The following is a 13,741-nucleotide window of genomic DNA, read 5'->3' as shown; positions in this document are numbered from 1 at the left end:
CCCCCAAAAGGTTTCTAATTAAAGAAATTTTGGGGGCACGTTTTATGCCAATATTTTGTAGCAATTTGCTTTCTTGTCATGAACATGGATTGAGGCTGTAATCTTAAGAGAGATGCTATTTTGCAGATGTATGGTAATCAATACTATAATTACATGTTATGCTCATAAATGTTCACTACAAAATAAGACATTGTCTTATTTTAATTGGGTTTATTTGCTTAAGTATTTTCTTTTCCATGATTGCACAGCAATTAAAGATGCTATCAAAGTAGCGATTACCAACACTAATGTAAAAGGCCAAAACCAGATGGATACGATGCCATCTTCTATAGCTAAGCCGATTTTAGAAAATAAAGTAAAAGTAAAAATCATAGTGCTTACTAAACAAATTGAAACCGGTGTTGCATATTTCCACGGCGTAAGATCTACCCTAGACTTATTTATAAAAACAAAGGGTTGTTTTAGTGGTTTGAATCTGCCCATAACTAATAAAAATATAATTTCTGCTAGGAAAAGCGCGCCTTGAATATGAATGAAATTAATGGGAAGCGTCACATTAAGAAAAGTTGGCATCCCCCACATCAAAAAATAATAAATAAATACATGAGAGATTATAACTATTTTAGCCCCAATAGCAGGGACGCGTTTAGAAAATATACCGATTAACACAATTGCAATAATTGGTATATTAAAGAAACCTGTAAATTCTCTAATTACTGTCCATAAACCATCAGGTGCATAAATTAAAAGTGGAGATATAAAGAATGTAATCAATGATAAAGTAATACCGAACCATTGGCTAACCCTTATCATTTGTTGATCATTAGCTTTTTTGTTAAAAATAACTTTGTAAATGTCATAAGTAAACATAGTGGCAGCACTGTTTAATAGTGAATTAAAACTCGAAAATACTGCACCTAGTAATACTGCTAAAAAGAATCCATTTAAAAATTTAGGAAAAACATCATTAATTAATGTTGGATACGCCAAGTCCATGGTTTTTAAATTAGAACCGTATAAATGAAATGCAATAACACCAGGCACCATCATTAAAAATGGAACTAAAATTTTCAAAAAACCAGTAAATAAAGCGCCTTTCTGACCTTCAGCAAGATTTTTAGCCCCTAACGTTCGCTGAATGACATATTGATTTGTACCCCAATAAAATAGGTTTGCAAATATCATACCCGTGAAAATGGTTCCAAAAGGGACGCCGTCTTCTTTCGAGCCAATCGAATTTAATTTTTCTGGGTGGTCTGTAATGACCGTCTTTATACCAACTAAGAAATCCCCGCTTCCTAACGTGATGAATCCTAATATAGGCACGATTAACCCAACGATAAGTAAGCCAATGCCATTAATCGTGTCGGAAATAGCAACTGCACGTAAGCCGCCAAAAATTGCATACATAGATCCTATTATTCCTATTACCCAAACGGATAACCACATAGATTGTTCAAAGGTGATACCTAACATAGAAGGTATATCAAAAAATTGTAATACAGCGATAGCACCCGAATATAAAATAGAAGGTATCGTCACTAGACCATAACCAAGCATAAATAGCATCACAACAAGCAGTCTTGTGCCTTGGTCAAAACGATCGTTTAAAAATTCTGGAAGTGTAGTAAACGCTCCTTTCAAATAGCGTGGTAAAAGTATAAGTGATAAAATAATAACTGAAAAACCTGCTGTCACTTCCCACGCCATATTAGTTAAATTAGCGTTATATGCTTGTCCATTCAGCCCAATTAATTGCTCAGCAGATAAATTTGTAAGTACTAATGAACCAGCTATAAAACTGCCTGTTAACGTTCTACCTGCCAAAAAATAACCAGTAGAATCATTAACTTTATTTTTTGTTTTGTAATAAGCATACCAAGCAACTAATGCCATAAACCCAGCGCAAGAAAAAAGCGTAAATAGCGTTCCACTCATAAAATCCCCCTTTTTAATATATAAATGCCATATCGTTATTTATATATTCACCATTTGCCTTTCTTTATAACATAATTATATTTTAACCAGCCTCTTTTTAAGGGTTTGCTTTATATATTCTATGTTGTTAGTTATTTGGTTTTACATTTTCAAGAAAAAGATAAATGGATTGGAGCATCTCACTTGAATCAAATGCACATATAAGTCCCACTCACTCAATCAATTGAGAAGCGGGACTTTATGTTTTGATTCAAGTTGTCTATAGCCAATATGACATTTAAAGATAAAACTTGGTTTTTGTCGCAAACGCTGCACGCTATTTTATCAGTCTAAAGTCTTGGTTGTACACTTGGTTTGAAATTGTTTATTACTGACAGTTTTCTACATAAATATCTATAGCTTCTTTAATCAATTGGGCAGTGCCTTTGCCGAATTGGTCGATATTTTTAGTGAATCTCGCATCAGCCACGTACATATCCCCTAAACTTTTAAATACTTCCAATGTATAATTATAGTCGATATTTGAATTTAAATAGTTGTACCATTTTTGTACATTTGCTTGTACTTCTTTTGACCCTGGCGATTGTGTTCTAAGTTCTGAAAACTTTTTAAAAATTTGGTTCATTGCTTCCGATTTAGCATTTTTTTCTTTGACTGACCAAGAATTAATACGATTATTAGCTTTATCTACAATTTTCTCGCCCCATTTTTCACGTGCTTCTTTATCATATTTCGTTTTATTAAAGTCAAAGCCTTTAAATTTCTCTTCATTTGTCATTGATAATTCTCCTTTCAGATGTAGTAATGTTTGATCAATCGTTTGTATCATTTGGTCAATACCATTTCTTTTTTCTATTAGCATTTTTTTATGCATTTTTAACGCTGCTTGCTGATCAAATGATGGATTATCGAGCATTGTTTTAATCTTTTTTAAAGGAAAATCAAGTTCTCTGAAAAACAAGATTTGTTGTAGCTTATCTAAATCGCCCTCAGAATATAGTCTATAACCTGATTCAGATATGCTTGTAGGATTTAATAAGTTAATACTGTCGTAGTAATGTAATGTACGCACACTAATACCAACTAAATCGGCCAGCCCTTTAACTGTCATTTCCATTTACTTAACCTCCTCATAGCTTAACTATAATGTCTTACGTAACGTTAAGGTCAATACGAAATGCTTTCTTTTTATTCATTAGCATTCTCAATAATAAATAGTAAAACGCGAGATAGAAATCTTAGTTTTAAAAGGCTTCTATCTCGCGAGATTCATAAGCGGTTAGCATTTCAACCGAAAAAAAGGATATAATTCCAAACATTAATTCGATCACTTATCGTTAATATATACTTAAAGCTGAGATAACAATTGGTACCCCAGCTTTTTACAAATTATCTACTTTTATATTCTTCTGTATCGTTTTCTGGCGTAATACCACGTTTACGCATTTCTTTTATCGCTTTCTTTTCACGACGTTTGCGCCTAAAGTCACGTGTAAAGTACCATATTAAAAAGCTCATAATTAAACTTAACACTGCCATAAACGCAGCAAAACCTAACAACGGTTCATATGTAATATTTTCAAAATTAGGTATTAAAAATGCAGCAATAGCCAAGACAATAAATGTTAAAATTGCTGCCGAAAACCATTTATTCAAAACAAGCGTACAGAATAATGTAACCACTACAACAGCTACTAAAGAAATCCACAAAAAATTAGGCAAATCAAAAATCGTCATTTATAGCGCTCCTCATATCATTCGACATATATTGTCATCATAACAATCTAATTATACTAAAAGAAAACCTATTTATATTCAGTCCTGAGTAGTATAACTTTATATTAAAATATTGGCATAGTCACGTCAATTGTCAATGTTTTAAATACAGTTACATTCATTAACATACTTCCGGTTTGTTTATAAACTAACAATTGTATTTTCTAAGGTGCTTTCATGTATAATTAATATTAAATTAAGTGTATATGAAGAGGAGTGATTAAATGGCTGAAATACTACCATTTAGAAATGAAGTCCCTTCTGAAAAGACCTGGGACATTACAGCTTTATTTAATTCAGATGAAGCTTTTTATCAAACTTTAAACGAAACGATTACATTAGCGAAAAACTTTAATGAAACCTATGTATATCGTTTAAATCAACCTGACACAATTGAGGAAGCGTTAGACGCCTATTCAAACATACTTATCCAATTAGATAGAATGGCTAATTACGCTGAATTGAGATTAAGTGTAGATACAACGAACGAACAAGCACAATCGTTAAGTTCTAAATTTTCAAATTCTTACGGCAAAATTGCTAGTGAATTATCTTTTGTAGAGTCAGAAATATTAATACTTTCTAATGATGTTTTAAATGATTATATTGCAACATCAAAATATCCACATTTTTTACAAAAATTAAAAGAGAAAAAAGCTTATCAACTTAGCCCAGAAGTCGAAAAGACATTAGCCAGTTTATCACCTGTATTTGAACGTCCTTTTGAATTATATGGTATCACTAAAATGCTAGATATTGACTTCGAGTCGTTTGAACATAATGGTCATACATATCCATTAGATTACGCCACGTTTGAGAATGAATATGAAGATCATCCCAATGAAGCATTCCGAAGAATTAGCTTTAAAAAATTTAGCGATGCGTTGAATAAGTATCAACATACCACTGCTGCTACTTATAATATGCAAGTTCAACAAGAAAAAATAGAAGCAGATTTACGTGGTTATGATTCTGTCATAGATTATTTATTGCAAGATCAAGAAGTAACTAGAGATATGTTTGATCGTCAAATTGATGTGATTATGAGTGATTTAGCACCTATCATGCAAAAATATGCGAAATTAATTAAACGTGTTCACGGATTAGAGGTCATGCATTTTGAAGATTTAAAAGTATCTATAGACCCTGATTATGAGCCAGATATTTCAATTGAAGATTCTAAAGAATATATTTATGGTGCATTAAATGTGTTAGGTAAAGATTATTTAAAAATGGTTGAAACAGCTTATCAAGATAGATGGATAGATTTTGCGCAAAATAAAGGTAAAGATACTGGCGCTTATTGTGCAAGCCCATATACTACACATTCATATGTATTTATTTCATGGACTGGTAAAATGACCGAAACATTTGTTTTAGCGCATGAATTAGGACACGCTGGGCATTTTACATTAGCGCAAAGCCATCAAAATTATTTAGAGTCAGAACCATCAATGTATTTTGTAGAAGCACCTTCAACTATGAACGAAATGTTGATGGCTAACTATCTATTCAAAAATAGTAATGACGCTAAATTTAAACGATGGGTTATTGGTTCTATTGTCTCTAGAACATATTATCATAATATGGTAACACATTTATTAGAAGCTGCGTATCAACGTGAAGTGTATAAAAAAGTGGATGACGGCGAATCATTAACTGCTCCATTGCTAAACCAAATTATGTTAGACGTTTATTCACAATTCTTTGGAGATAGTGTTAAATTTACTAAAGGTGCAGAATTAACATGGATGAGACAGCCGCATTACTATATGGGATTATATTCATATACTTATTCAGCAGGCTTAACGATTGGTACAGTCATGTCACAACGTATCCAAAATGAAGGTCAACCTGCCGTTGATGATTGGCTAAATACATTGAAGGCTGGTGGAAGTACATCACCTGTAGAATTAGCTCAAATAGCTGGCATTGACATAACCACTGATCAGCCATTAAAAGCTACAATTGGCTATATAGGTAAGCTAGTTGACGACTTGGAACAACTGACGGATGAGATAGAATTTGAATAGCAACTGTTAATATATGTAAAAGATACAGTATATACAAAAAGCACAATGACGATTTTAAGTGTGGGTTTCCAAACAAAGTATTGGAACTTACTTAATCCGTGCCATTGTGCTTTTTTGTTTAATCGTATGATTCATAGCGTTTGCCTGTTATAAAATAAAAAATACTCTCTGCTATATTACTGATGTGGTCACCGATACGCTCTAAATGTCTGGCAGCTAAATGAGCTTGTCCTGCGACAAAAGGATCGTTGTCTATTAAATACGTTGTATTAACGATGTGTTTGTACAAATCATCAATGTCTTTATCTCTTTCAATGATTTCTTTAATCAACGTAACGTCATCTTTTTTGATTGCCTCATCGAGGTCTTTGAGCATAAGTAATGCAAGTTTGCCCATTGTATTTAATCTTGTCAGTACAAACTGATCGATAATCTTAGCACGTAGCCTAATTTCTGCAATGTTAGCTGCATTATCACCAATACGTTCAAAATCAGAAGCGATTTTTAAAGCTGCCATCATCAATCTTAAATCAGTCGCAATAGGTTGTTGTTTCGTAATCAACATGATGACTTTTTCATTTATGTCGGTTTCTAATGCGTTAATATTTTTGTCATTAGCTATAGTTTGTCGTGCATAGTTTCTATCTTCTTCGCTTAACGACTTTAATCCATATTCGATATTATAATATACACGGAGGCCAAGTCGACGTAAATCCTTAATCAATGCCTTTAATTGACCTTCGTATTTTTGCCTAATCGCCATATATTGATTACCCGAAGCGTCCAGAGATATAATCTTCAGTTTGTTTATCAGAAGGATTAGAGAAGATTTTATCAGTGTCGTCATATTCATTTACATAACCGTTAAGGAAGAATGCTGTTTTGTCAGAAACACGTGCTGCTTGTTGCATATTGTGTGTAACAATAATAATTGAATATTTTTCTTTGAGCTCTTGTACGAGTTCTTCTACTTTTAAAGTTGAAATTGGATCTAACGCAGAAGTTGGCTCATCCATTAATATTACATCAGGTTCGATGGCTAAAGTACGTGCTATACAAACACGTTGTTGTTGCCCACCTGATAAACTATAAGCGTTCGTATCTAACCGATCTTTTAATTCATCCCATATTGCCGCGCCACGTAAAGATTTTTCTACGATTTCATCAAGTACTTTTTTGTTTTTAATACCGTGTATTTTTGGTCCGTAAGTGATATTATCATAGATTGATTTTGGAAAAGGATTTGGTTGTTGGAATACCATGCCGACGTTCGTTCTCAATTTTTCAACTGAATATTTATCGTCAAAGATGTTTTGATCACGGTAGATAATTTTACCTGCTGTTTTAACAGAGGGTACGAGTTCGACCATCCTATTTAATGTTTTAATATAAGTTGATTTACCACAACCTGACGGGCCAATAATAGCAGTTACATTATTTTCTAAGATATCCAGGTTAATATTTTTTAAAGCATGATTATCGCCATACCATAAATCTAAATTTTTAGTAGAATAAATAATTTTTTTCTCCCTATCAGGTGTTTTATTAGCTTTTAGCTCTGTATCTAGTGTTGTAATAGGTGTTGCATTTTGAGCTGCATGTGTTTCTAATTCTGATTTTTCTTTTTTAATTGTTTCTTTAGCCATAATTAAAAACTCCTTTTATTGACTATTTATAAATTAAATATGATTAATCTTTCCCCAAAAATAGTCATTACCTTTAAATTGAATTTTGAAATAACTTTAATATTTTTTGCTGTATTTATTTCTTAAGAAAATTGCAATTGCATTCATTAATAATAGAATAACAAGTAGGACAATAATACCGGCAGATGCCACATTTTGGAATTCATCTTGAGGTAATTTAGCCCAATTATAGATTGCCATTGGTAGCGCTTGGAATTGGTCGAAAACACTGGATGGTAAGCTTAACAATACAGTTGGTATACCAATTAATATTAGTGGTGCTGTTTCACCTAATGCGCGTGATAATGCCAAAATAAAACCTGTTAAAATACCAGGAATTGCTGCTGGTAAAACGACTCTACGAATCGTTTGCCATTTATTTCCACCTAAACCATATGAGGCTTCCCTAACTGGACTCGGTACAGACCTAATTGCTTCTTGGCTCGCAACGATAATAACAGGCAATATAAGCAGTGACATGGTTAAGGCTGCTGCTAATACAGAATTACTTAAAGCAAGTGCCTCAATCCCCATGCCCCTAACGAATATTGTTAGTCCTAATAAACCAAATACGACAGAAGGCACACCAGCTAAATTTGAAATACATACTTTAATGAAACTAGTTAAAGCGTTATCTTTAGCATATTCTTCTAAATAAATTGCTGTGCCAACGCCTAAAATAATTGAAATAGGAATAATTGTAACCATTAACCATATCGTCCCTATTAATGCACCTTTTATGCCAGCCATTGATGGCGTAGAAGATGAAAAGCTAGTGAAAAATGAAGGTGTTAAATGACCAGCACCTTTAATTAAAGTATCTATAATTAACGCAGCTAAAAATAGTAAACCAATCATCGTACATGCGAAAAATGCCCATTTATTTAATTTATTTGTAGTTAATCGACTAGAAAGTTTCTTTTCAATTGTCTGTTGATTAACAAGTGTTTTCGTTTTTGTCTCAGCCATTTTAATACTCCTCTCTAAAGCGTTTCGTGATCCATTGTGAGATTAAGTTCATCACGAGGGTGAATAGGAATAAAGTAAAACCAACAGCGTAGATACTGTAATAAATATCTGAGCCGAATGTAGCATCGCCTGTAGCAACTTGTACGATATATCCAGTCATTGTTTGAATTGAACCGGTTAAATCTAATGAAGAAGTCGGTGTACTACCTGCGGCTAGTGATACAATCATTGTTTCACCTATTGCACGAGAAATGGCTAAGACAATAGATGCCATAATACCTGAAGTTGCTGCTGGTAAGACTACTTTTATTGCAACTTCAAACTTTGTTGCGCCTAAACCAAGTGCGCCTTCTCTCATTTTGTTTGGAACAGATGACATCGCATCCTCACTCATACTAGAAATTAAAGGGATAATCATAACACCGACTACAATCCCAGGGCTGACAGAGTTGAAACTGCCTAATTCAGGGAAGATACTTCTTAGTACAGGTGTAACAAATGTAAGTGCAAAGAAACCAAATACAATTGTTGGAATTCCTGATAAGATTTCTAAAATAGGTTTGATTATTTTTCTAACCCTAGTAGATGCATATTCACTTAGATATAATGCTGCGCCTAAACCGATTGGTACCGCAACAAATGTGGCAATAGCCGTAATTTTAAGTGTGCCTAAGATTAATGCCCATATCCCATATTGTGGCGTTGAAGAGAATGGGTTCCAATCTTTAGTAAATAAAAATTCAGTTATAGGTACGCGTGTAAAAAATGTTATTGTTTCAGTTAATAATGTGACAATAATACCAACTGTCGCTAATATTGAAAAAATAGCGATGATGCCTAAAATGATTGGCACAATTTTATCGCTAATCCCTTTTTTCTTAGCGTTATTTTGAGCAATCATTTCACTAACAGAGATTTTCTGATTAGTCATTTTAATACCCTTCTTTCTTATAGACTCCCAATATTAAAACAAAGGTTAGGATTGTTCTTCATCTTAAACATCAGGGGCATTTCACTAGATGATTAAATATGATGAATTGAACTTGAAGGTGAGTGACAAAATGATGCAGTTGCTATCACTTTGTCCACCACTTTCTGAATCCCAACCTTAAAAATTGTTAATAAGTTTATTCTTCTTTTTTGTCGCTATCTTTACCAATAATGTCGTTTAACTTGCTTTCTTGATCTTTGTAATCTTTATCAGGTAATGCAACAAATCCTGCACTCTCAGCTGATTTACCTTTATCTTCAATTATAAATTTCATGAAGTCTTGGAATCCTTTATTATCTTTTAATTTTTTCTCGTTTGTGTAGATGTAAAGTGGTCTACTTAATGCATATGAGCCATCTTGGATTGTTTTCTTAGTTGGCTCAGTAAGATTATCGTCTTCATCTTTGATTTTAACTTCTTTTAGTTTGTCTTTATTTTGTGTATAGAAATTATAACCAAAGTAACCGATACCTTCGTTGTTTTTCTCCACAGATTGAACGATCACGTTTGTATCAGCATTTTTCTCAGCTTTAATATCTCCTTTATCCATAATTTCTTCGCTAAAGAAATCATATGTTCCGTGAGACTGGTCAGGAGAAAATGCTTTAATTTCTTTGTCTGGCCACTCTGAGTTTACATCTTCCCAAGTTTTAGCTTCACCAGAGTAAATGTCTTTTAATTGTTCTTTAGTCAGTTCGTCTACAAAGTCATTTTCTTTATTGACTGCGATTGTTACGCCATCTTGCGCAATTTTGAATTCATCATATTTAATACCTTTGTCGTCTAATTTTTTCTTTTCTTCATCTTTTATAGGTCTAGACGCATTTGAGAAATCAGTGTTACCTGCGATGAATTTTTCAAATCCGCCGCCAGTTCCTGAAGTACCGTTTGAAACTGTAACATCTGAATTATCTTTTGCGAACTTTTCATTTAATTTTTCAATGATTGGACCTACTGTTGATGAACCGTCGCCTTTGACTTCTCCGCCTTCTTCGCCTGAACCGCTATTTCCACCGCCACAAGCAGCTAATAAAAGTGAAGCACCAACTACTGTAGTACCAAATAATTGCCATTTTTTCATTGAAACATCCTCCTAATAAATAACCCAAAAGTTATATGTATTTATTACACTGCTAATACTACAGGTTGTTTGTTAAATACAAGTGGATTTAGTGTAAAAGTTATGTTAAGAATTCATTGACTTCATTTACAAAATTTACATACCCTCTTATGATCAATAGTGCTTTTCCTATAAACATTAATGCAACTGCATTCTTGCATGTGATAAATTAATTAGAATTCGTAATATGAAAAAATCCCATATAACACAAATATTTGTGTTATATGGGAAGATATAAAAAGTGCTCAAATATTATTTTTTAACTATAGAGAAAACTCGTCTTCGACTCTGCTCCATCCTTTTTTAGTTAATGCTATTTTACCAGTTTCAATTGTAATAATTTGATTTTTATATAAATGGCCAATGGCGCGTTTAAATGCAGCTTTACTCATGTTAAATACTTCTTTTATTGCTTCAGGGCTTGATTTATCCCAAAACGGCAGCTCTCCTTCATATTCAACTAATAGGTTAAAGATGTGTTGGCCATCTTCGTCAAGTCTCTCGTGTGCGAGTGGTAAAAATGATCCATTAAGTTCGCCTTTTTCATTATGACCAATGATTCGGACTTCTACGTTTTCACCCAAACGCGGTTCTGATTTACGTTCAGATTCGTGTACGAATATTTTGTAGCCATCTTTTGAAAGTAAAAAACTCCCAATTCTTAATACTCTATATGGTCGAGCTTCAATCACTTTATTTTGCATTTCATCGTTGTATACGGGTGTGTACATTGATTCTACAATCGTTTCTGTTGCTAAACGTGCGAACATATTATTTTCACTGTCAATACGCAACGTTACTAACACCTCGTCACCTTGAATGGGCCATACATCTTTTACTTTTGGCAGGTCAATCCAAGGTATTAATACTTCTCTAGGCAAACCGACATCAACATGTGCACCATCGCGATCTGTTTTTAATACTTTTACAAAGTCATATTTACTAGTGGTAATATCAGGCATATTTTGTGTAGCAAATAATGCCCCTGATCTATTTGGATAAATAAAGAAACTATATTCTTCGCCTACGATTAATTCATCTTCTTCATTCACTTCGGATTGATTGAGTTTAACTTCTTCTTTATTCGGTCCTTGTAACTTGTAAGTAGATCCTTCTAATCCAATAACTTCAAGAAACTCTATGGAACCTACAATATTTTTCTCGTCTTGGGCCATACTGTTCTCCTTCGTACTTAAATTTATTCTTATTTATTATAACATGGTATAAAGAAACAAGCATCATCACATTGAGAATGGTCGAAACTCCTGGATAATTGTGTTATAATTTGTCCGTTAGATTATCGAAAAAGGAGCAAATGCATGTTACAAGTTACTGATGTGAGTTTACGATTTGGCGATCGTAAACTATTCGAAGATGTAAATATTAAATTTACAGAAGGCAATTGTTATGGTTTGATTGGAGCGAACGGTTCTGGGAAATCAACGTTTCTAAAAATTTTATCTGGTGAACTGGATGCGCAATCTGGTCATGTTTCTATGGGGAAAAATGAACGTTTAGCAATTTTAAAACAGGATCACTTTGCATACGAAAATGAACGTGTTATTGATGTGGTAATTAAAGGTCATGAACGTTTATACGAAGTTATGAAAGAAAAAGATGAAATTTATATGAAACCAGATTTCAGTGATGAAGACGGAATTAGAGCAGCGGAATTAGAAGGCGAATTTGCTGAAATGGATGGTTGGAACGCTGAAGCAGACGCGGGCTCCCTGCTATCTGGTTTAGGCGTCTCTGCAGATTTACAAGATAAAAAGATGTCTGAATTAGAAAACAATCAAAAAGTAAAAGTCCTTTTGGCCCAAAGTTTATTTGGTAAGCCAGACGTCCTTCTACTTGATGAGCCTACAAACGGTTTAGATATTCCAGCTATTAGTTGGTTAGAAGATTTCTTAATCAACTTTGAAAATACAGTTATCGTAGTATCACACGATAGACACTTCTTAAATAATGTGTGTACGCATATTGCTGACTTAGATTATGGAAAAATAAAAGTTTACGTTGGTAACTATGATTTTTGGTATCAATCAAGTCAATTAGCTATGAGAATGGCTCAAGAACAAAACAAGAAAAAAGAAGAAAAAATTAAAGAATTGCAAGATTTCGTTGCTCGTTTCTCTGCGAACGCATCTAAATCTAAACAAGCAACAAGTCGTAAAAAACAATTAGAAAAAATTGAACTAGATGATATTCAACCTTCCTCACGTCGTTATCCATACGTAAAATTTACGCCGGAACGTGAAATTGGTAATGATTTATTGTTTGTTGAGAATGTGTCGAAAACAATTGACGGTGTAAAAGTGTTAGATAACATTTCATTTACAATGTACCCTAATGATAAAGCCGTATTAATTGGAGATAGTGAATTTGCTAAAACAACGTTGCTTAAAATCTTAGCTGGTGAAATGGAACCAGATGAAGGTACAGTTAAATGGGGAGTGACGACTTCACGTAGTTATTTCCCTAAAGATAATTCTGAATACTTCGAAGGTGTAGACATGAATCTTGTTGACTGGTTACGTCAATATGCGCCTGAAGACGAACAAACTGAAACATTCCTACGTGGCTTTTTAGGACGCATGTTATTTAGCGGTGAAGAAGTTAAGAAAAAAGCGAGTGTTTTATCAGGTGGCGAAAAAGTGCGCTGCATGTTAAGTAAAATGATGTTATCAAGTGCTAACGTGTTATTGCTCGATGAGCCTACTAACCACTTAGACTTAGAAAGTATTACAGCGGTAAATGATGGTTTGAAAAATTTCAAAGGTTCTATGATATTCACATCTTATGACTTTGAGTTTATCAATACAATTGCTAACCGTGTGATTGACTTAAACCCTGCTGGTGGATTGTCTAAAGAAATCTCATATGAAGCTTATCTACAAGAAACAGGCGTTTTAAGTAAATAATAAATAGCGTTTATAAAGATTAGAGGCTGAGATATCTATTGATATTTCAGCCTATTTAATATCATATTGGCAATAGCTATTTGAATTGAACTTGTAAAGCGTCAACGCTTCAGAGAGCTACGACTTCATTCAATTTATGAAGATGATTAGACATTATAAGCCTTCTTTTGAATTTACTAACACTTATACATAGTCCTTACTTCAAGTAATTGACTTAAACCTAATAGTGCTTATGCAATATCCTTGTTTTTTGTATTTTTACTATCCATCTTAACGAGAGCGCCAATAAACGCTGCTTGGAAAAA

The 13,741-nt window shown here is 33.4% G+C and carries 11 protein-coding genes; 2 read left to right on the top strand and 9 right to left on the bottom strand.

Annotated elements, in window-relative coordinates:
• Nucleotides 1-210 precede the first annotated feature (210 nt).
• From KA900_RS02355 to KA900_RS02345, 3 genes are all read right to left on the bottom strand, one after another.
• Complete coding sequence (locus tag KA900_RS02355) at nucleotides 211-1,938, bottom strand: solute:sodium symporter family transporter (RefSeq protein ID WP_096809801.1); 1,728 nt, start codon at nucleotides 1,936-1,938, stop codon at nucleotides 211-213.
• 367 nt (nucleotides 1,939-2,305) lie between these two features.
• Nucleotides 2,306-3,055, bottom strand: a complete 750-nt coding sequence (locus KA900_RS02350; RefSeq protein ID WP_107643908.1) for a MerR family transcriptional regulator — start codon at nucleotides 3,053-3,055, stop codon at nucleotides 2,306-2,308.
• A 272-nt stretch (nucleotides 3,056-3,327) separates the two neighbouring features.
• Nucleotides 3,328-3,675, bottom strand: a complete 348-nt coding sequence (locus KA900_RS02345) for a hypothetical protein (protein WP_103373431.1) — start codon at nucleotides 3,673-3,675, stop codon at nucleotides 3,328-3,330.
• Nucleotides 3,676-3,938: 263 nt separating this feature from the next.
• Between KA900_RS02345 and pepF the strand changes: the two genes are divergently transcribed.
• Nucleotides 3,939-5,747 (top strand): oligoendopeptidase F, encoded by a 1,809-nt coding sequence (gene pepF, locus KA900_RS02340; protein WP_107643907.1) that lies wholly within the window; start codon nucleotides 3,939-3,941, stop codon nucleotides 5,745-5,747.
• Between the two features lie 118 nt (nucleotides 5,748-5,865).
• Here pepF and phoU read toward each other — a convergent pair whose 3' ends face one another.
• The 6 genes from phoU to KA900_RS02310 form a co-directional block, all read right to left on the bottom strand.
• Nucleotides 5,866-6,510, bottom strand: a complete 645-nt coding sequence (gene phoU, locus KA900_RS02335) for a phosphate signaling complex protein PhoU (RefSeq protein ID WP_115342170.1) — start codon at nucleotides 6,508-6,510, stop codon at nucleotides 5,866-5,868.
• A 7-nt stretch (nucleotides 6,511-6,517) separates the two neighbouring features.
• A complete protein-coding gene (gene pstB / locus KA900_RS02330) occupies nucleotides 6,518-7,393 on the bottom strand; it encodes a phosphate ABC transporter ATP-binding protein PstB (RefSeq protein ID WP_096809796.1) in 876 nt (291 codons plus the stop codon).
• Nucleotides 7,394-7,489: 96 nt separating this feature from the next.
• Nucleotides 7,490-8,401 (bottom strand): phosphate ABC transporter permease PstA, encoded by a 912-nt coding sequence (gene pstA / locus KA900_RS02325; protein ID WP_103373433.1) that lies wholly within the window; start codon nucleotides 8,399-8,401, stop codon nucleotides 7,490-7,492.
• Between the two features lies 1 nt (nucleotide 8,402).
• Nucleotides 8,403-9,332 (bottom strand): phosphate ABC transporter permease subunit PstC, encoded by a 930-nt coding sequence (pstC, locus tag KA900_RS02320; protein ID WP_096823805.1) that lies wholly within the window; start codon nucleotides 9,330-9,332, stop codon nucleotides 8,403-8,405.
• Between the two features lie 196 nt (nucleotides 9,333-9,528).
• On the bottom strand, nucleotides 9,529-10,473 hold the full coding sequence (locus KA900_RS02315; RefSeq protein ID WP_115342168.1) for a PstS family phosphate ABC transporter substrate-binding protein: 945 nt from the start codon (nucleotides 10,471-10,473) through the stop codon (nucleotides 9,529-9,531).
• 302 nt (nucleotides 10,474-10,775) lie between these two features.
• Nucleotides 10,776-11,687: a CvfB family protein gene (locus KA900_RS02310; RefSeq protein WP_103373434.1), complete on the bottom strand. Its 912-nt coding sequence runs from the start codon at nucleotides 11,685-11,687 to the stop codon at nucleotides 10,776-10,778.
• A gap of 144 nt (nucleotides 11,688-11,831) precedes the next feature.
• Here KA900_RS02310 and KA900_RS02305 point away from each other — a divergent pair, with 144 nt between their 5' ends.
• The gene (locus KA900_RS02305) at nucleotides 11,832-13,436 is read left to right on the top strand and encodes an ABC-F family ATP-binding cassette domain-containing protein (RefSeq protein WP_107643904.1); all 1,605 of its coding nucleotides are present in this window, start codon (nucleotides 11,832-11,834) and stop codon (nucleotides 13,434-13,436) included.
• The last annotated feature ends 305 nt before the right edge of the window (nucleotides 13,437-13,741 follow it).

It is taken from the genome of Staphylococcus sp. GDY8P120P (genome assembly GCF_017892065.1).
In the GTDB taxonomy this organism is placed as follows: domain Bacteria; phylum Bacillota; class Bacilli; order Staphylococcales; family Staphylococcaceae; genus Staphylococcus; species Staphylococcus nepalensis.
The sequence above is the reverse complement of the archived record's forward strand: the minus strand, read 5'-3'. Positions and strand labels throughout refer to the sequence as shown.